Below are 20,755 nucleotides of genomic sequence, written 5' to 3'. Positions count from 1 at the left end.
GCCGCTGCAGGCCAAGGCACCAGGTGGCACAGTGGGTCCATGGTGCGAAAGAACGTGGGCGACGGCGTCAAGGACGCTGCCAAGGACAAGGCCGAGAAGCTCTCCTCGAAGGTCTCCGACAAGGTGAGCTCGACGATCAACGACATCGACACCGAGAAGCTCAAGGGCTCCGCGACCGAGGCGGCCGCCGTCCTGGTCGACGTCGGCGCCCGGGCCGCCGGTGGGGCGAAGGACGCCGCGAACCAGGCCAAGGACTGGGCCGAGCCGCGGGTCGACTCCTTCCTCGAGTGGCTCGTGCCACGCGCCGAGAAGGCGTGGCGCGAGAGCGTGCTCGCGGCGGCGCCGCGGGTCGAGAAGGCCGCCGACAAGGCGGGCCCGCTCGTGGACACCGCGCACGACAAGATCGTGGACGACTACCTGCCGCGGGTCGTCTCCGCGTTCAACGAGGCCGCGACGCGCGCCGGGGCGGCCGCGGGCGCGGCCGGCGTCCTGGCGGCGGACGCCGCGCGCGACGCCGCGGAGAAGGCCGGTCGTGCGGGCAAGAAGGCCGCGAAGAAGGCGGCCAAGGAGGCCGCCAATGCCCAGGCCGCCGCCGAGAAGGCGGCGAAGAAGGCCGCCAAGGAGGCCGAGAAGTCCGGGAAGGGCAAGGGGCTGTTCTGGCTCCTCGCGCTCGCCGGGGCGGCCGTGGCCGGATACGCCTTCTGGCGCCGCGCCCAGCCGCAGAACGACCCGTGGGCCGAGCCGTGGGAGCAGCAGTCCGGACCCGACTTCGACGGCGCGGCCCGCGACGCGCGGCACGCCGTCGGCGACGCGGCGGAGGCCGTCGGCGAGGCCGCGGGGCACGCCGTCGCGAAGGGTCGCGAGGCCGCGGAGCGCGCCTCCGAGAAGGCCGCCGAGCTCGGCGAGGAGGTCACCGAGGCCGTGGACAAGGCCAAGGACAAGGCCACCGACGCCGCCAAGAAGGCCACGAACCGTACGCGCTCCGCCGCCCGCAAGACGGAGGACGCCGCCGGGGACGCCGCTGACGCGAAGGATGCGGGGGAGGGCGACAAGGCCTGACCAGCTCGCCGTCCCGGGACGGCACCGCACCGATCGCCGCAGGGCCTCGTCCACAGGACGGGGCCCTGCGGCGTCCCCGGGCTCAGCCCTGCGGCACGTCCTGGAAGGCGCGGACCTCGACCCGGCCGCCGAGCGCCTCGGCCGCCAGCGTGCCCCACGCGATGGCCGCGGCGTCGTCCGCCGCCTCGATCACCCAGAGGCCGCCGAGGTACTCCCGGGCCTCCACGAACGGGCCGGGGGAGACGGTCGCCGGCTCACCGGAACCATCGATCGTCGTGGCCGTGCTCGGCGGGTGCAGCCCACCGGCGAACCGGAGCGCGTCCGCGGCCTCCAGCGACTCGTTGAAGGCGCCCACCGCCGCGAGCGTCGCCTCCAGCTCCGCCGGGTCCATCGTCGCCATCGTGGGTTCGCTCTCGGAGTCGTGCGGCACGGACAGCAGGTAGAGCGTCATCGTGACCCCCTCGTCGTGACGGCCTGCCGTTCGGCGGCCCACCATCCACCATGCGGGACCGGGGGCCGGCGCTCAACACCTCCGGGCGGGCTCGTCGCCGGACGACGAGACCCCGCACGCCGGCGGGCGTGCGGGGTCTTCGGTGGTGGAGCCAAGGGGACTCGAACCCCTAACCCCCTGCTTGCAAAGCAGGTGCGCTACCAATTGCGCCATGGCCCCTGGCGGCCTCGTCAGACGGGCCGGACGTTCTCAGTCGATGGTGTCGGTGACCTCGGACCACAGGTCCCGGTCGGCCGAGTCCTCGTTGAGACGGCGCCAGACCAGGTATCCCGCGCCCAGCGCGAGCAGGAGGACGAACAGCTTCTTCATCTTCTGCCTCCTCGTCACGACCGTCGTCGTGCGTCTCGGGCCCGGGCCTGAGGTGGCCTGGAGTGGGGCTAGGAGGACTTGAACCTCCGACCTCTTCCTTATCAGGGAAGCGCTCTAACCGTCTGAGCTATAGCCCCGAGCGCGCCCCCACGAGGGAGCGCGTGCAGCACGGAACATTACCGTACGCGCGGGTCCGTTCCCAAACCGGGAGAGCCGCCACGCGGTGTGACGTCGGTCCCGGTCGGGACGGGGTTCACTCGTCCGTCAGCGTGAGGTGCACGCCGCCGACGAGTGCGGCCGTGATGTTGTACAGGATGGCCATGATCGTGGCGAGCGCGGTCAGCAGCACCACGTTGACGATGGCGATCAGCACCGACAACGAGACGACGCGGTCGAACTCGATGAACTGCATGAGGTTCACGGCCTGCGGGCCGATCGTCTCGCTCAGGAAGCCCTGGATCTTCGCGAACGTGCCCATGTCGTTGAGCACGTACCAGACCACCATCGTCGCGACGACGGTGATGAAGCCGATCGCGACGGACAGCAGGAACGCGAGCTTCATGATCGACCACGGGTCGACCCGGGAGACCGACAGCCGCACGCGGCGTGCGCCGGCACCGGGCTGGGCGGCCCCCACCATCGGGCTCCCCACGGGAGCCGCCGCGGCGGGAGCTGCCGTCCCGTGCACGCCTCCGGCCGAGTAGTGCATCTCCGGCCGCGGCTCGGCGGGCTTCGCGGCGTTCTTCGTCGTGCCCGTGCCGCTCGCGCTGCCCGCGCCGTCCTGCCCCTTGACCTGGGCGTCCGGCATGACCGACTGGACCTTCTTCGCCGCGCTCCGTGCGGCGGCGAGCGCGGCGGCGGCCGCCTTCACCGCGCCCTCCTTGACGGGCGACGCGCCCTGGACGGCGGTGCCGTCCGGCGCGACCGACGTCGCGGGCGCCGGTGCGGCGACCGGCGGGGCGGGCGGGGCCGGCACCTCGCCGACGCGGACGACGCCGACCGGCGCCGCGGACGACGCCGCGCCCGCTGCCGGGCTACGGCGGTGGGTCGACTCGTCGATCTCCGCCTCCCGCGTGGAAGGCGCCGACGCCCGGGTCGACGCGCTGTTCTCCGTCATCAGTCCTCGTCCCCGCTCGTGGTCTGCTCGTCGGCGGCCTGCTCGTCCACGCTAACCGACTCGTCGCCACTTGCCTCGTCGACGTCCCGACGTTCGACGTTGCGGGCGACGGCGATGATGCGGTCCCCGCGGTCGGGCTTGGCGAACGTCACGCCCTGCGTGGTGCGGCCGGTGAGGTTCACCTCCGCGACCGCCGAGCGCACGATCTTGCCACGCTCCATGATGACCAGCACCTCGTCGTCCGCCTCCGTGACCAAGGCCCCCACGAGGTCTCCACGAGCCTCGACCAGGTTGGCGACCTTGATGCCGTAGCCGGCGCGTCCCTGGACGCGGTACTCCGTGATCGCGGTGCGCTTCGCGAAGCCGCCCTCGGTCACGACGAACAGGTCCGTCCCCGGCGTGACGACGTCCGCGTTGAGCAGCTCGTCCTCCTCGCGGAACTTCATGCCGGTGACGCCGGACGTCGCGCGGCCCATCGGGCGCAGGGTGTCGTCGTCGGCGGGGAAGCGGATCGACTGGCCCTTGCGGGACACGAGGATGAGGTGGTCGTCCGCGTTCACGAGTCGCGCCGCGACGAGCTCGTCGGGGTGCCCCTCGTCGTCCTCGCGCAGGTTGATCGCGATGAGGCCGCCCGAGCGCGGCGAGTTGTACTCGCCGAGGCGGGTCTTCTTCACGAGCCCGCGGCGCGTGGCGAGGACCAGGTAGTCCGCGGCCTCGTAGTCCGGCAGGTCGAGCACCTGCGCGATGTGCTCGCCGGGCTGGAACGCCAGCATGTTCGCCACGTGCTGGCCCTTGGCGTCGCGGCCGCCCTCGGGCAGCTCGTAGCCCTTGGCGCGGTACACGCGGCCCAGGTTCGTGAAGAACAGCAGCCAGTGGTGCGTCGTCGTGACGAAGAAGTGCTCGACGATGTCGTCCTCGCGCAGCGCGGCGCCGCGCACGCCCTTCCCGCCGCGACGCTGCGCCCGGTAGCTGTCCGAGCGCGTGCGCTTGGCGTACCCGCCGCGCGTGATCGTGACGACGACCTCCTCCTCGGGGATGAGGTCCTCGACCGACATGTCGCCGTCGAACGGCAGGATCGTGGTGCGTCGCTCGTCCCCATAGCGCTCGACGATGTCGTCGAGCTCGTCCTGGACGATCGTCCGCTGGCGCTCGGGCTTGGCGAGGATGTCCTTGTAGTCCTCGATCTCCCGCTGCAGGTCGTCGTGCTCGTCGATGATCCGCTGCCGCTCCAGGGCCGCGAGACGGCGGAGCTGCAGGGCCAGGATCGCGTTGGCCTGCTGCTCGTCGACGTCCAGCAGCTCCATGAGCCCGGTGCGGGCCTGGTCCACGTCGGGGGAGCGGCGGATGAGCGCGATGACCTCGTCGAGCACGTCGAGGGCCTTGAGGTAGCCGCGCAGGATGTGGATCTTCTGCTCGGCCTCGGCCAGCAGGTACTCGGTGCGGCGACGCACGACCTCGATCTGGTGCGTGGTCCAGTGCCGCACGAAGGCGTCGAGGCTGAGCGTGCGGGGCACGTCGTCGACGAGCGCCACCATGTTCGCGCCGAAGCTGAACTGCAGGGGCGTGTGCTTGTACAGGTTGTTGAGCACGACCTTGGCGATCGCGTCGCGCTTGAGCACGATGACGAGGCGCTGGCCGGTGCGGCCCGACGTCTCGTCGCGGATGTCCGCGATGCCGGCGAGCTTCCCGTCGTTGACCAGGTCGGCGATCTTGCTCGCGAGGTTGTCCGGGTTGACCTGGTACGGCAGCTCGGTGATGACGAGGCAGATCCGGTTCTGGATCTCCTCGACGTTCACGACGGCCCGCATCGTGATGGAACCGCGGCCGGTGCGGTACGCCTCCTCGATGCCCTTGGTGCCGAGGATCGTGGCGCCGGTCGGGAAGTCCGGTCCCTTGATGCGGAGCATCAGCGCGGCGAGGAGCTCCTCGCGCGACGCCTCCGGGTTGGCCAGGTGCCAGCGCACGCCCTCGGCGACCTCGCGCAGGTTGTGCGGCGGGATGTTGGTCGCCATGCCCACCGCGATACCCGCGGAGCCGTTGACCAGGAGGTTCGGGAACCGGGCGGGCAGGACGACGGGCTCCTGCGTGCGGCCGTCGTAGTTGTCCTGGAAGTCGACCGTGTTCTTGTCGATGTCCCGGACCATCTCCATGGCCAGCGGGGCCATCCGGCACTCGGTGTACCGCGGGGCGGCGGCCGGGTCGTTGCCGGGCGAGCCGAAGTTGCCCTGGCCGGCGACGAGCGGGTACCGCAGCACCCAGTCCTGCACCAGGCGCACCAGGGTGTCGTAGATCGCCGTGTCGCCGTGCGGGTGGAACTTGCCCATGACGTCGCCCACGACGCGCGAGCACTTCGAGAACGCGCGGTCGGGGCGGTAGCCGCCGTCGTACATCGCATACAGCACGCGGCGGTGCACCGGCTTGAGGCCGTCCCGCACGTCCGGGAGCGCGCGACCGACGATGACGCTCATCGCGTAGTCGAGGTAGCTGCGCTGCATCTCCAGCTGCAGGTCCACCTGGTCGATGCGGCCGTGCTGCACCGTCACCGCACCGTCGGTCGTGTCGATCGCCTCGCCGTCCGGGGCGCCGTCCGTCATGTCGGGACCGGGGGTCTCGTCCGTCACCGTCTACCTTCTTCCTGTCCTGCGCCGCCGGGGCGCGGGTTCCGTCGTCCTCGAGATCGTGCTCGGCCGGTGTACAACGACGCACGTACGGGTTGTACGACGTCGTCGTCAGCCGCTAGATGTCGAGGAAGCGGACGTCCTTGGCGTTGCGCTGGATGAAGCTGCGGCGGGACTCGACGTCCTCGCCCATGAGCACCGAGAAGATCTCGTCGGCCGCGGCCGCGTCGTCCATGGTCACCTGCAGCAGCGTGCGGTGCTCCGGGTCCATGGTGGTGTCCCAGAGCTCGGTGTAGTCCATCTCGCCCAGGCCCTTGTAGCGCTGGATGCCGTTCTCCTTGGGGATCCGCTTGCCGGCCGCCAGGCCCTCCTTGAGGAACGCGTCCCGCTCACGGTCCGAGTACACGTAGTCGTGCGGCGCGTTCGACCACTTGAGCCGGTACAGCGGCGGCTGCGCCAGGTACACGTGGCCGTGCTCGATGAGCGGCCGCATGTAGCGGAACAGCAGGGTGAGCAGCAGGGTGCAGATGTGCTGGCCGTCGACGTCGGCGTCGGCCATCAGCACGATCTTGTGGTACCGGAGCTTCGAGATGTCGAAGTCCTCCCCGATGCCGGTGCCGAACGCCGTGATGAGGGACTGGATCTCCTGGTTGGAGAGCGCCTTGTCCAGCCGGGCCCGCTCGACGTTGAGGATCTTGCCGCGCAGCGGCAGGATCGCCTGGTTGTGCGGGTTGCGACCGCGGACGGCGGAGCCGCCGGCCGAGTCGCCCTCGACGATGTAGACCTCGCAGTCCTCGGCGCGGTTCGACTGGCAGTCCTTGAGCTTGCCGGGCATCCCGCCCGAGCTGAGGATCCCCTTGCGTCGCGTGGCCTCCCGCGCCTTGCGGGCCGCGATGCGGGCCTGCGACGCCTGGATGGCCTTGCGGATGATGTCGCGCGCCTCGGTCGGGTGGGCGTCGAACCAGTCCACGAGCTTCTCGCGGACCACGCGCTGCACGAACGTCTTCGCCTCGGTGTTGCCGAGCTTCGTCTTGGTCTGGCCCTCGAACTGGGGCTCGCCGAGCTTGACGGAGATGACGGCGGTGAGGCCCTCGCGGATGTCGTCGCCCGTGAGGTTGTCGTCCTTCTCCTTGATGATCTGCTTGTCGCGCGCGTAGCTGTTCACCAGGGTGGTGAGCGCCGCGCGGAAGCCCTCCTCATGCGTGCCGCCCTCGGTGGTCGAGATCGTGTTCGCGAAGGTGTGCACCGACTCGCTGTACGCGCTGGTCCACTGCATCGCGATCTCCACCGAGATCTTCCGCTCCGTGTCCTCCGACTCCACGTCGATGATCTCGGGGTGGATGAGCTCGGACTTCTTGGCCGCGTTGATGTGCGCCACGTAGTCCGTGAGGCCGTTGTCGTAGCGGTACGTCACCGTGCGGACGGGGTTCGCCTCCTCGACGTCCGCGGCGCCGTCGGCCGACGTGACGTCGGCGTCGGCGCCCTCCGGCGACTGCCCCGCGACCTCGTCGTCCGCGACGGCGTGACCCGCGCGCTCGTCGCGCAGCGTGATCTGCAGGCCCTTGTTGAGGAAGGCGTACTGCTGGAAGCGCGAGCGCAGCGTCTCGAAGTCGTAGTCCGTGGTCTCGAAGATCGAGTCGTCGGCCCAGAACGTCTGCGTGGTCCCCGTGGTCTCGCCCTCGGCCAGCGGCTCGAGCTTCTGCACCTCGGTGACGGGCTCACCGCCGTCGCGGTACTCCTGCTGCCAGTGGAAGCCGTCGCGCTTCACCTGGGACACGAAGCGGGTGGACAGCGCGTTCACGACCGACATGCCCACGCCGTGCAGGCCGCCGGAGACGGCGTAGCCGCCGCCGCCGAACTTGCCGCCCGCGTGCAGGATCGTCATGACGACCTCGAGCGTGGGCTTGCCCTCGGTGGGGTGCATCGCGACGGGGATGCCGCGGCCGTTGTCACGGACCCGGACGCCGCCGTCGGCGAGGAGGGTCACCTCGACGCTGTCGGCGTGACCCGCGAGGGCCTCGTCCACAGAGTTGTCCACAATCTCGTAGACCAGGTGGTGCAGGCCCCGCTCGCCCGTCGAGCCGATGTACATGCCCGGGCGCTTGCGGACGGCCTCGAGGCCCTCCAGGACGGTGATGTTGCCGGCGTCGTACCCGTTCCCCGGTCCGGCTGCTTCGTTGGCTCCGTTGGCGACAGTGTCGGGACGGGGGGTGTCGGTTCGGTCTGCCACAGGCGGAGCTGCTCCTCGGTCGTCGTGCACGCGCCGACGCTTCGTGCGGTGTGCAGGCGGCGCGGCTCTCAGGTTCCGGGCTGCGCTCGACCGAGCCGTGCGAGAGGTCGCAGCACGACCCGGAATGACCGTCCCAGTCTACCTGCCGGAGGCAAGGAAACGGCGGATTGACGCCGCTGGAGGGAAGTTCCGCACACGTTGTCCACAGGTCGTGGAAAGCGCGCTCTCCACAGCCTTGTCCACAGGCTTGTCCACAGTTTGGGGGTGATCGGAGCGGCTCTTCCGGAACGTCGGGTTTTTGTGCTCTGACCGTTATCAACGGCTCTCCCGATTTACTCCAAAAACTGGTGTACTACACCACGACTCCCCGTTTCGCACGTCGACTGGCGCGCGCCCGTGCACCGGTCACCACCGAAGGGACAACCCCACAGTGAAGAGGACTCTGGCCGGCGTCGCCGCGACGACGCTCGCCGTCGGAGGGATGCTCGTCGCCACCGCGGCGCCGGCCTCCGCCCACACCCCCGGAGCGTCGGCCACCTGCGACACGCTCACCGTGAACCTGGCGGCATACGCCGACGGCCACGACGGCCGGACCAACACCGTGACGGTGAAGGTCGACGACAAGACCGTGGTCGAGGAGTCCTTCGGGACCCGGTACCACAACGACGAGATCGACATCTCCGGCAGCGCCCGGTGGACCGTCGAGGTCGATGCGTGGGACGGCCGCAACGGGACCCAGTACGACTGGTCCTACGGCGAGAGCACCAAGGCGTGCCCGGCTCCGGAGGTCACCGACGTCCAGGTCGGCATCTACCTGTACCCGAAGCTCGACAAGGACAAGCCCGCCGCGTGGGAGAACTCCGGCGAGCAGCAGCTGCTCGGCACGACGCCGCTCTCCGTTCCCGAGGACGAGCTCAAGAACGACCAGCACTGGTACACCGAGCTCCCTGAGACTGACGCGCTCGACGACATCGACCTGTGCACCGGCTGGGGCATCCAGCAGGACCTGGTGCGCGGCGGCGTGGACGAGTACACGATGCCGGAGACGATCACCTACCCCGACGGCTCGTCCATGGACGGGCACCTGGTCGACTGGCAGCACCAGGAGCTGAGCGACTTCGGCATCGAGCTGCCGTCCGCCGAGGACTGCGCCACCCCGACCGAGCCGGAGGTCCCGGTCGTCGAGGAGCCCCAGACCGTCGTTCCGCAGGCCCCGGACGCCCTCGACGTCTGCGGCGCGGTCGCGTCGGACGTCATCCTCCCCGCGGACACGGCGGACGTCACCTACCTGACCACCGAGCAGGGCGTGCTCGCGGTGCCGACCGAGGGGCGCACCTTCGGCGACGACCTGGGCGGCTACACCCGCACCGACGGTGGCGACGTGATCTTCCCGATCGAGCAGCTCGTCCCCTCGGAGGAGGAGTGCGCGCTGATCCCGGGTGACATCGGCGCCGTGTGCGTGGGCGACACGCCCTACCTGGACTACGGCGTCTCCCTTCCCGAGGGCATCGAGGTCGACGACGAGACCCCGCTGACCATCACGTTCATCCACCCGGAGGGTGGCGAGAACTACGTCGCCACCGACCAGCCGCTGGAGGGCCAGCTGCTGTGGCCGGGCGCCTCGGACACGGCGCCGAAGCAGTGGCCGGGCTGGGAGCAGCAGGACGACGGCTCCTACGCCGAGACGGACGGCAACTACGCCTGGACCCGTGAGGGCGTCGAGGTGCTCTTCGAGGTCAACCCCGAGTACTCGCAGCTCGTGAGCTACCCGGAGGCGAACACCGAGTGCGCCAACCCGGTCGGCGCAGGCGGCGCGGACGTGGAGGTCGCCGCGGACGACGCCGACGTCCCGCCGGCCGCGGCCGAGGCGGGCGACGAGCTCCCGCAGACGGGCGCGACGGTCGGCGTCTTCGCCGGGATCGCCGCGCTGCTGATCGTGGGCGGCGGCGTGCTGTTCTGGCTGCGTCGCCGCATCCAGCACTGACGTCTCGCGAGCACGACGACGGGGCCCGGCCGCACCAGCGGCCGGGCCCCGTCGTCATGTCCGCGCGGTCCTGAGCCTCAGCCGTACGTGTCGCGCGGTCCCGGGCCGCGCACCGTGCGTCGTCCGCGGCGGAAGCCCGGCCCGGCCGGCCCGAGCACGGTGACCTGCTCGACCACGCCCTCGCCGACCTCCTCCTCGAGCCGGCGGAGCAGGGTCGGCACCAGCAGCCGCACCTGGGTCGCCCACGCGGTCGAGTCGGCGCGCACCACGAGCACCTTCTGCTCGAAGGTCTCCGGCTGACAGTGGTCGGCGACCTGGTCGCCCACCACCTCGCGCCAGCGCCCGATCACGCCGCCGACGGACACGTCCGCCGTCCACCCCTTGTCACGCATGAGGCGCCCCAGCACCTCCGACAGGAGCTGCGGGTCGCGGGCGCCGGGACCCTGCCCGGACAGACGGGGCTCCGCGAGAGGGGAACGGCGCGCCGGCGAGCCCGGCCGGAGCCCCTTGGCCCGCGCCGCCGCCTTCGCACGGTTGAGGGCCTCTCGTGCGACCGCCGACGGCGGCGTCAGCTCGGTGCGGTCCGTGACCGGTCGCGGGTCCTCGGCGCGGGAGGACGGGCCGCCCGCGCTCCCGTCGTCCTCCGGGAGGTCCCCCTCGACGGTCTCGCCGTCGTCACGTCGCACGACGCACCTGGCCGGGGGTGACCTCGTACCGCGCGCCGAGCAGCCCCGGCGGGACGTCGTCGGGCACGGCGGCGGTGACGAGCACCTGGCGAGCCGGCGCGACGAGCTCCGCCAGCCGCTCACGACGTCGCACGTCCAGCTCGGCGAACACGTCGTCCAGGATCAGCACGGGGTCGGCGTCCGTGTCGAGGTCGGGGTCCCAGAACGCGGCGTCCGGCACGTGCTCCGGGTCGTCGCCGCCACCGAGCAGCCGGTACGACGCGAGCCGCAGCGCCAGCGCGAACGACCACGACTCCCCGTGGCTCGCGTACCCCTTGGCCGGGAGCCCACCGAGGGTGAGGACCAGGTCGTCGCGGTGCGGCCCGACGAGGCTGACGCCGCGCTCCAGCTCCTGGGCGCGCGCCTCCGCCATCGCCGCGAGGATCGCCTTCTCCAGGTCCTCCGCGGCAGGCGTCGCGCCGTCCGCGGCGCCGGGGACGCTCGAGCGGTACGCGAGCTGGGCGTCGCCGTCGGCGTCGCTGACCTGCTCGTACGCGGCCGCGACGTGCGGTCGCAGGGCCTCCACCAGCGCGAGCCGCATCGCAAGGATCTGCCCGCCGAGCTGCGCCGCCCGGGCGTCCCAGACCTCGAGGGTGCTCGTGTCCACGGCGCCTGCACCGGAGCGCCGCGCCCCGCGGAGCGACTTGAGCAGCGCCGACCGCTGCCGCACCACGCGCTCGTAGTCGCCCAGCAGGCCGGCCACGCGGGGGAGGAGCTGCACCACCAGCTGGTCGAGGAAGCGGCGGCGGCCGTCGGGGTCGCCCTTGACGAGCGCGAGGTCCTCGGGCGCGAAGAGCACCGTCCGCAGGATGCCGAGCACGTCGCGCGCCCGTCCGAGCTGCCCACGGTTCACGCGGGCCCTGTTCGCCTTGCCCGCGGTGATCTCCAGCTCGACGGTCGACGCCCGGTCTCCGCGCACGATCCGCGTCCGGACCACCGCACGCTCCGCCCCCGCCCTGATGAGGGGGGTGTCGTTCGCGACCCGGTGGCTGCCGAGGGTCGCCACGTAGCCGATCGCCTCGACGAGGTTGGTCTTGCCCTGGCCGTTCCGCCCGACGAACGCGTTCGGGCCAGGCTCGAGCTCGACGTCGGCCGCGGCGTACGAGCGGAAGTCGAGGAGGGAGAGGTGGGAGACGTACATCTACCCTGCTCGGCGGCCTGCCACCGCCGGCCTCACTGCGCGGGCTTGACCGCGTGCCCGCCGAACTGCTGGCGCAGCGCGGCCACGGCCTTCATCGCCGGGGACTCGTCCTGCCGGGACGCGAAGCGCGCGAACAGCGCCGCGGAGATCACGGGCAGCGGCACCGCGTTGTCAATGGCCTCGTCGACCGTCCAGCGGCCCTCGCCCGAGTCGTCCACCCAGTCGTCGATCGCCGCCAGCGCCGGGTCCTCCTCGAGCGCCTTCACCATGAGGTCGAGCAGCCACGACCGCACGACCGTGCCGCGCATCCACGCCTTCATCGTGCCGTGCACGTCCGTGACGATGTCCTTGGCGGCGAGCAGCTCGTAGCCCTCGGCGTAGCTCTGCATGAGGCCGTACTCGATGCCGTTGTGGACCATCTTCGCGAAGTGCCCCGCGCCCACCTGGCCGGCGTGCACGAAACCCTCCTCGCGGGGGCCCTCGGGCCGCAGCGCGTCGAAGACGGGCATGAGCGTCTCGACGTGCGCGCGGTCGCCGCCGCACATCAGGCCGTACCCGTTCTCCAGGCCCCACACGCCGCCGGAGACGCCGACGTCGACGTAACCGATCCCGCGCTCGGCCAGCTCTGCGGCGCGCGCCTGGTCCTCCGGGTAGTGCGAGTTCCCGCCCTCGACGACGACGTCACCGTCGCCCAGCAGCGTGCCCAGCTCCTGCACCACGCCGCGCGTCGGGTCGCCGGCCGGCACCATCACCCACACCACGCGACGGTCCGCGGGCAGCGCGGCCACGAGGTCCGCGAGCGACGCGACGTCCGACACCTCGGGCCTCGGGTCGTACCCGGTGACCTCGATGCCGCCGCGGCGCAGCCGCTCGCGCATGTTGTTGCCCATCTTGCCCAGACCGACGAGTCCGATGTGGCTGACCATGGGTTCCTCCGGGGGGCGGTGCGGGCGAGCGGGCAGGTCGAGCTCAGCCGGCGAAGCGGATCGGCACGAGCAGGTAGCGGTACTCCGACGAGTCCTCGCCGTCGAGCGACTCCTGGCCGGTGAACTCCACAGGCTTGTTCGGGTGGGTGAACGACAGCCGGACGAAGTCGGTGCCGAGCGCGCCGAGCCCGTCCAGCAGGAACTGCGGGTTGAACGCGACCTGGATGTCCTCGCCCACCAGCACCGCCTCGAGGGCCTCGGACGCCTGCGCGTCGTCGCCCTGCCCGGCGTCGAGCACGACCTGACCGTCCGTGAACGACAGCCGGATCGGGGTGTTGCGCTCCGCCACGAGGGACACGCGCTTGGCGGCCTCGATGAGCGGCGCGGTGGCGACGACGGCGTGGATCGGCGTCGCGTCCGGGAAGAGACGCCGCACGGGCGGGTAGTCGCCGTCGACGAGCTGCGACGTCGTGTGGCGGCCGCCCGCCTCGAAGCCGATGAGGTCGACGCCCTGGCCTGTGGACAGGCCCACGTTGACGAGGCCCCCGCCCCCACCGAGCGACTTCGCGACGTCGGTCAGGGTGCGGGCGCGCACGAGCGCGACGGCCGAGTAGCCCGGCGTGGCCGGCGTCCAGGTGAGCTCGCGCAGGGCCAGGCGGTACCGGTCGGTGGCGATGAGCGTGATGCGCTCGCCCTCGATCTCCATGCGCACGCCGGTGAGCAGGGGAAGCGTGTCGTCGCGGCTCGCGGCCACGCTGACCTGGGCGACGGCGTGCGTGAGCGCGTCGCCGGTCACCGTGCCGCTCAGCTCGGGCATCTGCGGCAGCGTCGGGTAGTCCTCGACCGGCATGGTCAGCAGGGTGAAGCGCGAGGCGCCGCACGTCAGGACCACCTTCGTGCCCTCGAGGGTGACGTCCACAGGCTTGTTGGGCAGGGCCCGGGAGATCTCGGCCAGCAGGCGTCCCGAGACGAGCACCGTCCCCGGCTCGGAGACCTCGGCGGGGATCTCCGCCCGCGCGGACACCTCGTAGTCGAAGCTGGACAGCCAGATCGTGCCGGCCGTGTCGACCTCGATGCGTACGCCCGCGAGCACCGGTGCCGGAGGGCGCGTGGGGAGCGTGCGCGCCGTCCAGGTCACGGCCTCGGCCAGGACGTCACGCTCAACCCGGAACTTCATCCCACTCCTCGCGTTGTCGACCCTTGTCGATCGAAGCGGACGTGCGGGCGTGGGGCCGGTGGCCCGGGACCGGCCCGGACCGTCGACGTGACCCGACCTGCCTCGTCGTCCGAGCCAAACCCTACGCGAGACAGGGGCTCTTCGGCACGTGATCCTCAGGCCGGGGCGCGGCACCGCCCTGGACCGCCTCGCCGCCCTGATGAAGGTGTGGGGAATTTCTTGATGATCAAACGTTCGTCATCGTCATCGGGGTTGTGGAATCTGGGGATGACGAACGTTTATGCAGGTCAGAGGGCTGTTCAGGGTGTGGAGGCCGTGGGGGCGCCGCTGTGGACAACACCTTGTGCCTGTGGGCGACGGAATCTGTACCCACAGCCGTCCACCGATCGGGGCGTCGTCGTCCACGGATCTGGCGCCGTGGTCCACACGCGTCCACAGAGTTATCCACAGGTGTGAATCTCTCCCGTGCCCGTGCAGGGCCGCTTGTCCACGGTATTGCTCCACAGGCCTGGGGACAGATGCAGCGCAACCGGCCGTTTCCGGGCATCTCCCTGTGGGCAGGGATGTGGAGAGACGCCGACGGGCCCGGATCCACAGCCCTGTGGAGAGCGTGGTCGGGCCCGCGAGGCGGTTCGTCGTGCGGAGAGAGGTCAGCCGCGGTGCTGCTGCTTGATGCGGCTCGTGAGCTCGGTCACCTGGTTGTAGGTGGAACGACGCTCGGCCATCTGGCCCGCGATCTTCTTGTTCGCGTGCATCACGGTGGTGTGGTCACGGCCGCCGAACTGCTGGCCGATCTTCGGCAACGACAGGTCGGTGAGCTCCCGGCACAGGTACATGGCGATCTGACGGGCGGTGACGAGCACGCGCGAGCGGGAGGAACCGCACAGGTCGTCGATCGTGAGCCCGAAGTAGGCGGCCGTCTGGGCGATCACCATCGCCGGGGTGATCTCCTGCGTGTCGTCGTCGGTGATGAGGTCCTTGAGGACGATCTCCGCGAGGGCCAGGTCCACGGCCTGGCGGTTGAGGTTCGCGAAGGCCGTGACGCGGATGAGCGCGCCCTCGAGCTCGCGGATGTTCGTGGAGATGCGCGAGCCGATGTAGCTGAGCACCTCGGCCGGGACGTCGAGCCGCTCGCTCGCGGCCTTCTTGCGCAGGATGGCGATGCGCGTCTCGAGGTCCGGCGGCTGGACGTCCGTGATGAGGCCCCACTCGAAGCGCGACCGCAGCCGGTCCTCGAAGCCGTTCAGCTGCTTGGGCGGGACGTCGGAGGTGATCACCACCTGCTTGTCCGCGTTGTGGAGGGCGTTGAAGGTGTGGAAGAACTCCTCCATCGTCTGTTCCTTGCCCTCGAGGAACTGGATGTCGTCGATGAGGAGGACGTCGACGTCGCGGTAGCGGCGCTGGAAGGCCCCGGCGCGCCCCTCGCCGATGCTGTTGATGAAGTCGTTGGTGAACTCCTCGGAGTTCACGTACCGCACGCGCACATGGGGATAGAGGTTGTGGGCGTAGTGGCCGATGGCGTGGAGCAGGTGCGTCTTGCCGAGCCCGGAGTCGCCGTAGATGAACAGCGGGTTGTACGCCTTGGCCGGTGCCTCGGCCACGGCGACGGCGGCGGCGTGGGCGAACCGGTTGGACGAGCCGATGACGAAGGTCTCGAAGATGTACTTCGGGTTGAGACGGGTCGGCTCGGCCGACTGCTTGGGGCTCGGCGGCAGCGGGGGCGCCTCCGGCTCGTCGGGGACGCCGGGCTCCGGGGGAGCCGTGTAGTCCTGCGACGGTCCGGTGAGGGTGTCGCTGCTCAGCTCCGGGTCCACGGTGATGCCGAAGCGGATGTCGCGACCGAGCGTGGAGGCCATCGCGGACACGAGCTGGTCGCGCACGCTGGTCTCGAGGTAGGCGCGCGTCTGCTCGTGCGGCACCGCGATGAACACGGTGTCCTCGAGGATGGCCATCGGCTTCGCGAGCTTGATGAACGCGAGCTGCCGGGCGCTCATGTCCGGCCGTGCCTCGAGAGTGGCGAGCGTGTGTGCCCAGACGTCGGTGATGTTCTCGTCCGGCTGGGCCACGGGCGTCGTCCTTCGGGTCGTTCGGGATGGTCAGCGAGGTCGCGAGTCTGCCACGCCAGATCGCCGTCCACAGCGTTGTCCACATGCTGTGGAACCTGTGGACAATGCTGTGGGCGATGACCGGACCGGTCGACCGGCGCGACGTCGCGCCGAGGTGCGTGAGGTCCTCCACATCGTAGCCACCGGCCGGTCCGGGGCGCCCCCGGGCGGGTTTGACCTGAGAGGCCTCGACGGCGTAACGTCGGACAGCCGTTCCAGGTCCTTTCGCGCGCCCTTAACAGGGCTGCCGGTCCTCGGGTCGGCCCGGTCGGTGCTTCCACGTCTCGTACGCGAGCCCGACCTGCGACAAGACCTGCATCGTCGAGGAACTGACGGTGTGCCTCCCCGACGTTTCTTGGAGTACCTCGTGAGCAAGCGGACTTTCCAGCCGAACAACCGCCGTCGTGCCAAGACCCACGGCTTCCGGCTGCGCATGCGCACCCGCGCTGGCCGCGCCATCCTGGCGAACCGTCGGCGCAAGGGTCGCGCCGAGCTCTCTGCCTGACGGATGCTGCCCGCGGCGCACCGACTGCGCCGTTCCGTCGACTTCGAACGGACGGTGCGCCGCGGCACGCGTGCAGGTCGATCGACCGTGGTGGTGCATCTCCTCGTCGACCCCGACGCCGGCCTCGAGGCCGGCGTCGGTGCTGTCGCGGGCGATGCCCCGTCACAGGTCGGTCTTGTCGTATCCAAGGCCGTGGGGAACGCCGTGCACCGCAACCAGGTGAAGCGCCGTCTGCGGCACATCGCTGCGGCGCACCTTCCCGCCATCCCCCCTGGGGCCCGGATGGTCGTTCGTGCTCTGCCCGCCTCGAGCGGCGCCACGTACGCGGAGCTCGACAAGGACCTCACGAGCAGCCTCGAACGCGCCGTCGTGCGCGCCCGGAGGACGACGTGACCGCCTCGACGTTCGACCGCGGACGCGACGCGCTGCGGAACTTCCCGGCGGCCGTCCTCATCGGCGTCCTGCGCGTCTACCAGTCGGTGATCTCCCCGCTGACGGGGCCCACCTGCAAGTACTACCCGTCGTGTTCCCAGTACGCGATCATCGCGATCCGTACGCACGGGACGCTACGGGGAACCGGCCTCGCTCTCTGGCGGATCCTGCGGTGCAACCCGTGGAGCCTCGGCGGAGTCGACGACGTCCCACCCGCTCGTTCCCGCCACGTCGATGTCGACGCGGCAGGTCACGAGCACCGCGGCGCAGCACACTGACCCTCCCGGACCGCGCCGCCGGGGACGCAGACTTTCCGACAGAGGAGACAATTCGGGATGTTCGACACCATCCTCTACCCCATCGAGTGGGTCGTGGCCTGGATCATGTACGGGGCGCACGCCCTGTTCACGACCCTCGGGATGCAGGACGGCCCTGGCTGGGCATGGGTGTTCTCGATCGTCGCTCTGACGGTCGTCATCCGTATCGCACTGATCCCGCTCTTCTTCAAGCAGATCAAGGCCTCGCGCGGGATGCAGATGATGCAGCCCGAGCTGCAGGCGGTGCAGAAGAAGTACAAGGGCAAGACCGATCCCGCGTCCCGCGAGGCCATGGGCCGCGAGACCATGGAGCTCTACCGCAAGCACGGCACCAACCCCATGGCGTCGTGCCTGCCGATCCTCCTGCAGTCCCCGATCTTCTTCGCGCTGTTCCGGGTCCTCAACAACCTGCAGGGCATCGCGGAGGGCACGCACAAGGCCATCGGTCCGATCGACCAGCGGATCGCCGGCGACATCGAGTCGTCGAGCCTCTTCGGAGCGCAGCTCTCCGACGTCTTCCGGACGACCGACTCGATGACGTCGCGCGTCGTCGTCATCTGCCTCATCGTCCTGATGAGCGCCACGATGTTCTTCACCCAGCGCCAGCTCACGATGAAGAACATGCCGAAGGCCGCCCTCGAGGGGCCGATGGCGAGCACGCAGAAGATGATGCTCTACATCCTTCCGGTGATCTTCCTGATCTCGGGCATCAACTTCCCCGTCGGCGTGCTGATCTACTGGGTCATCTCGAACCTCTGGTCGATGGGCCAGCAGTTCTACACGATCAAGAAGATGCCGGCTCCCGGCTCGGAGGCGGAGCGTCTCCTCAAGGAGAAGCAGGCGCGGAAGGCAGCAGCCAAGGGTGCCATCGAGGCGACCCCGGAGCCCGAGCCCGAGAAGCCCCGCGGGCAGCGTGAGCAGCCCAAGCGCAAGAACCGCCAGAAGCGCCGTTGAGCAGCGAGAGGAATCGAACACCGATGACGACGGACACTCCGGTGGAGCACGGCCCCGACCGTACGAAGCGCCTCGAGGAGGAGGGCGAGATCGCGGCGGACTACCTCGAAGAGCTGCTCGACATCGCCGACCTCGACGGGGACATCGACCTCGACATCCAGCACGACCGTGCCGCCGTCGAGGTCGTGGCGGACGAGGACGAGGACCTCTCTGCTCTGGTCGGGCGTGACGGCGAGGTGCTGGAGGCGCTGCAGGAGCTCACGCGCCTGGCCGTTCAGGCGCGGACGGGGGAGCGGAGCCGGCTGATGCTCGACATCGCCGGGTTCCGCGCGGCGCGTCGGCAGGAGCTCACGGCGCTGGCGGAGGACGCGATTCGGACCGTGCGCGAGTCCGGTCGCGAGGTCGAGCTCGACCCGCTCAACGCGTTCGAGCGCAAGGTCGTGCACGACGCCGTCGCAGCGGCGGGCCTGATCAGCGACTCGCGTGGCGTGGAGCCGGCACGGTATGTGGTGGTGCAGCCGGCCGCGGAGAAGGACGGCGCGTCGGAGTCCTGAAGGACGTCTCGAGAGCCCGTTGTTTCACGTGAAACGACGGGCTCTCGGCATGTAATGGGAGTGCAAGGGAGAGATCGTGAGCGACGAGACGCAGGTCCCCGCGGGCGACGAGGACGCGGAGCTCGGTCAGAGCGACGCCGTCCGTGAGTACTTCGGTGACCGCTACGAGCTGGTGGCCCGGTATGCCGCGAGCCTGAGGGACGAGGGCGAGCTGCGTGGGCTCATCGGCCCGCGGGAGGTCGCGCGCCTGTGGGAGCGCCACATCCTCAACTCCGCCGCTGTGACGCCCTACCTGGGCGACGTGCGTTCGGTGGCAGACATCGGCTCGGGTGCCGGTCTCCCCGGCCTCGTGCTGGCGATCCAGCGACCGGAGGTCGAGGTGCACCTCATCGAGCCGATGGAGCGTCGGACGGCGTGGCTGCAGGAGTGCGTCGAGAACCTGGGCCTGGAGAACGTGCTGGTGAAGCGCGGGCGCGCGGAGGAGTACCACGGCGCCTTCGAGGTGGACGCCGTGACCTCGCGCGCGGTGGCGGCGTTGAGCAAGCTCGCGCGGATGAGCCTCCCGCTCGTTCGAAAGGGCGGCGCGATGGTCGTGCTGAAGGGTCGCAACGTCGAGCGGGAGATCGAGCCGGCTCGCAAGGTGCTGCGGTCCTTCAAAACCGCTGAGCCGGAGATCCTTGAGGGACGCACGGTCGACAACGTCGAACCCACCACGATCCTTCGCGTGCGGCGCACCTGACTGTCGCAAGCACTCCGGCCGTGGACGTTCGGCCTGTCCACGGGCCGGAGTTTTGACCCGTCGCGACGCCGGTGAGGCCGTAGAGTGAGCGCGGAGCACCGGGCCGTGGCGTCGTACGTGCGGCGACTCGGGTGCACAGGCCCTGTGACGAACCGGAGGAGTGGCACGTGAGCACGAGTACGGAGCACGTCGACGACGTCCCGCAGAACAATGGGACCGCGACGGGTGATCCGCACGTTTCACGTGAAACCGCGCCGACCTTGTCCTGGGCGCAGGGCGGGCTTCCTCCCGCCATCGACGGACACAGGGCTGCGCTCGTCGCGTCTGTCCCCGAGGCTGACGAGTCCACGCCCCTCGCCGCGCAGCTCGCGATCGACGCGCGGCGTCGGATCGAGCTGCAGGGACGGCAGTTCCCCCGCCCTGCTCGCACCCGCATCATCACGGTGGCGAACCAGAAGGGCGGCGTCGGGAAGACGACGACCACAGTGAACATCGCCGCCGGGCTGGCCCAGTCGGGCCTGAAGGTGCTGGTCATCGACAACGACCCGCAGGGGAACGCCTCGACCGCGCTCGGCTTGGAGCATCGTGCTGGGACGCCGTCCATCTACGAGGTCCTGGTCGAGGACGAGCCGCTCGCCAACACGGTCCAGGAGTGCCCGACCGTTCCCGGACTCTACGGTGTGCCCGCGACGATCGATCTCTCCGGAGCCGAGATCGAGCTCGTCTCTCTCGTTTCACGTGAAACACGGCTGCGGCGCGCGCTTGATGCCTACCTGGCCGAGAGGGAGGAGCGGGGGGAGGAGCAGATCGACTACGTGCTGGTGGACTGCCCCCCGAGTCTTGGCCTGCTGACCGTGAACGCGTTCGTGGTCGGCCGCGAGGTGTTGATCCCGATCCAGTGCGAGTACTACGCGCTCGAGGGGCTCAGCCAGCTCCTCAAGACGATCGAGCTGATCAAGGCGCACCTGAATCCTGAGCTTCGTGTCTCCACGATCCTCCTCACGATGTACGACGGCCGGACGAATCTGGCGCAGCAGGTCGCGGCGGAGGTGCGTGAGCACTTCCCGGATCAGACGCTCCGCACCACTGTCCCGCGCTCGGTCCGCATCTCCGAGGCCCCGAGCCACGCGCAGACTGTCATGACCTACGACCCGAGCTCGACCGGATCCCTGGCCTACCTCGAGGCCGCCCGGGAGCTCGCCGAGCGCGCGCCGCAGCGCGCTGACCTGCGATGACGGCGGGGAACGGCGCGACGGCAGGGCGCGTGCGCGCGGGGGCGACGTGTGGAGCCCGGACCTGCGGCGGGGATGTGGACGCTTCTCCGTCGGTATGGAGGCGGGGCGGTAACTTCA

19 protein-coding genes and 2 tRNA genes are annotated in these 20,755 nt (G+C 70.3%); 9 read left to right on the top strand and 12 right to left on the bottom strand.

Annotated features, from left to right (window positions below; translation table 11 throughout):
* The first annotated feature begins 39 nt into the window (after nt 1-39).
* A complete protein-coding gene (locus ACFQ8T_RS01825) occupies nt 40-1,059 on the top strand; it encodes a hypothetical protein (RefSeq protein WP_430544853.1) in 1,020 nt (339 codons plus the stop codon).
* A gap of 82 nt (nt 1,060-1,141) precedes the next feature.
* Here the strand turns inward: ACFQ8T_RS01825 and ACFQ8T_RS01820 are convergent, their stop codons facing one another.
* The 7 genes from ACFQ8T_RS01820 to gyrB all read right to left on the bottom strand — a co-directional run bounded on the left by ACFQ8T_RS01820 (nt 1,142) and on the right by gyrB (nt 7,844).
* The gene (locus ACFQ8T_RS01820) at nt 1,142-1,510 is read right to left on the bottom strand and encodes a YciI family protein (protein ID WP_430544852.1); all 369 of its coding nucleotides are present in this window, start codon (nt 1,508-1,510) and stop codon (nt 1,142-1,144) included.
* Between the two features lie 143 nt (nt 1,511-1,653).
* Nucleotides 1,654-1,729 (bottom strand) — tRNA-Ala (locus ACFQ8T_RS01815).
* A gap of 30 nt (nt 1,730-1,759) precedes the next feature.
* Nucleotides 1,760-1,879, bottom strand: a complete 120-nt coding sequence (locus ACFQ8T_RS01810) for a DLW-39 family protein (RefSeq protein ID WP_217700772.1) — start codon at nt 1,877-1,879, stop codon at nt 1,760-1,762.
* Between the two features lie 63 nt (nt 1,880-1,942).
* A tRNA-Ile gene (locus tag ACFQ8T_RS01805) sits at nt 1,943-2,016 on the bottom strand.
* A gap of 116 nt (nt 2,017-2,132) precedes the next feature.
* Nucleotides 2,133-2,996 carry a DUF3566 domain-containing protein gene (locus tag ACFQ8T_RS01800; RefSeq protein ID WP_430544851.1) on the bottom strand — a complete coding sequence of 288 codons (864 nt, stop codon included), beginning with the start codon at nt 2,994-2,996 and terminating at the stop codon, nt 2,133-2,135.
* Nucleotides 2,996-5,617, bottom strand: a complete 2,622-nt coding sequence (gene gyrA / locus ACFQ8T_RS01795; protein WP_430544850.1) for a DNA gyrase subunit A — start codon at nt 5,615-5,617, stop codon at nt 2,996-2,998. Before gyrA ends, ACFQ8T_RS01800 begins: the two co-directional genes overlap by 1 nt.
* 115 nt (nt 5,618-5,732) lie before the next feature.
* Nucleotides 5,733-7,844 (bottom strand): DNA topoisomerase (ATP-hydrolyzing) subunit B, encoded by a 2,112-nt coding sequence (gene gyrB / locus ACFQ8T_RS01790; RefSeq protein ID WP_430544849.1) that lies wholly within the window; start codon nt 7,842-7,844, stop codon nt 5,733-5,735.
* A gap of 430 nt (nt 7,845-8,274) precedes the next feature.
* Between gyrB and ACFQ8T_RS01785 the strand changes: the two genes are divergently transcribed.
* Nucleotides 8,275-9,828: an LPXTG cell wall anchor domain-containing protein gene (locus ACFQ8T_RS01785; RefSeq protein WP_430544848.1), complete on the top strand. Its 1,554-nt coding sequence runs from the start codon at nt 8,275-8,277 to the stop codon at nt 9,826-9,828.
* A gap of 77 nt (nt 9,829-9,905) precedes the next feature.
* Here the strand turns inward: ACFQ8T_RS01785 and ACFQ8T_RS01780 are convergent, their stop codons facing one another.
* The 5 genes from ACFQ8T_RS01780 to dnaA all read right to left on the bottom strand — a co-directional run bounded on the left by ACFQ8T_RS01780 (nt 9,906) and on the right by dnaA (nt 15,863).
* Nucleotides 9,906-10,400, bottom strand: coding sequence for a DUF721 domain-containing protein (locus ACFQ8T_RS01780; protein WP_429763208.1), 495 nt, complete (start codon nt 10,398-10,400; stop codon nt 9,906-9,908).
* Between the two features lie 103 nt (nt 10,401-10,503).
* Nucleotides 10,504-11,694: a DNA replication/repair protein RecF gene (recF, locus tag ACFQ8T_RS01775; RefSeq protein WP_430544847.1), complete on the bottom strand. Its 1,191-nt coding sequence runs from the start codon at nt 11,692-11,694 to the stop codon at nt 10,504-10,506.
* A gap of 32 nt (nt 11,695-11,726) precedes the next feature.
* Nucleotides 11,727-12,656 carry a phosphogluconate dehydrogenase (NAD(+)-dependent, decarboxylating) gene (gene gnd, locus ACFQ8T_RS01770; protein ID WP_430545087.1) on the bottom strand — a complete coding sequence of 310 codons (930 nt, stop codon included), beginning with the start codon at nt 12,654-12,656 and terminating at the stop codon, nt 11,727-11,729.
* 7 nt (nt 12,657-12,663) lie between these two features.
* On the bottom strand, nt 12,664-13,797 hold the full coding sequence (dnaN, locus tag ACFQ8T_RS01765; RefSeq protein WP_380321040.1) for a DNA polymerase III subunit beta: 1,134 nt from the start codon (nt 13,795-13,797) through the stop codon (nt 12,664-12,666).
* A 650-nt stretch (nt 13,798-14,447) separates the two neighbouring features.
* On the bottom strand, nt 14,448-15,863 hold the full coding sequence (gene dnaA / locus ACFQ8T_RS01760) for a chromosomal replication initiator protein DnaA (protein ID WP_430544846.1): 1,416 nt from the start codon (nt 15,861-15,863) through the stop codon (nt 14,448-14,450).
* Between the two features lie 406 nt (nt 15,864-16,269).
* Here dnaA and rpmH point away from each other — a divergent pair, with 406 nt between their 5' ends.
* The 7 genes from rpmH (at nt 16,270) to ACFQ8T_RS01725 (ending at nt 20,638) form a co-directional block, all read left to right on the top strand.
* Nucleotides 16,270-16,407 (top strand): 50S ribosomal protein L34, encoded by a 138-nt coding sequence (gene rpmH, locus ACFQ8T_RS01755; RefSeq protein ID WP_013840089.1) that lies wholly within the window; start codon nt 16,270-16,272, stop codon nt 16,405-16,407.
* 3 nt (nt 16,408-16,410) lie between these two features.
* A complete protein-coding gene (gene rnpA, locus ACFQ8T_RS01750; RefSeq protein WP_430544845.1) occupies nt 16,411-16,800 on the top strand; it encodes a ribonuclease P protein component in 390 nt (129 codons plus the stop codon).
* Complete coding sequence (gene yidD / locus ACFQ8T_RS01745; RefSeq protein ID WP_430544844.1) at nt 16,797-17,117, top strand: membrane protein insertion efficiency factor YidD; 321 nt, start codon at nt 16,797-16,799, stop codon at nt 17,115-17,117. Before rnpA ends, yidD begins: the two co-directional genes overlap by 4 nt.
* Nucleotides 17,118-17,174: 57 nt before the next feature.
* Nucleotides 17,175-18,110, top strand: a complete 936-nt coding sequence (gene yidC, locus ACFQ8T_RS01740; protein ID WP_430544843.1) for a membrane protein insertase YidC — start codon at nt 17,175-17,177, stop codon at nt 18,108-18,110.
* Between the two features lie 23 nt (nt 18,111-18,133).
* On the top strand, nt 18,134-18,664 hold the full coding sequence (locus ACFQ8T_RS01735) for a protein jag (protein WP_430544842.1): 531 nt from the start codon (nt 18,134-18,136) through the stop codon (nt 18,662-18,664).
* A 76-nt stretch (nt 18,665-18,740) separates the two neighbouring features.
* The gene (gene rsmG / locus ACFQ8T_RS01730; RefSeq protein WP_430544841.1) at nt 18,741-19,403 is read left to right on the top strand and encodes a 16S rRNA (guanine(527)-N(7))-methyltransferase RsmG; all 663 of its coding nucleotides are present in this window, start codon (nt 18,741-18,743) and stop codon (nt 19,401-19,403) included.
* A gap of 167 nt (nt 19,404-19,570) precedes the next feature.
* Entirely contained in the window at nt 19,571-20,638 is a 1,068-nt protein-coding gene (locus ACFQ8T_RS01725; RefSeq protein WP_430544840.1) for a ParA family protein, read from the top strand.
* The last annotated feature ends 117 nt before the right edge of the window (nt 20,639-20,755 follow it).

The sequence above is a fragment of the Isoptericola sp. NPDC056618 genome, assembly GCF_042792715.1.
Lineage (GTDB): Bacteria > Actinomycetota > Actinomycetes > Actinomycetales > Cellulomonadaceae > Isoptericola > Isoptericola nanjingensis.
The sequence above is the reverse complement of the archived record's forward strand: the minus strand, read 5'-3'. Positions and strand labels throughout refer to the sequence as shown.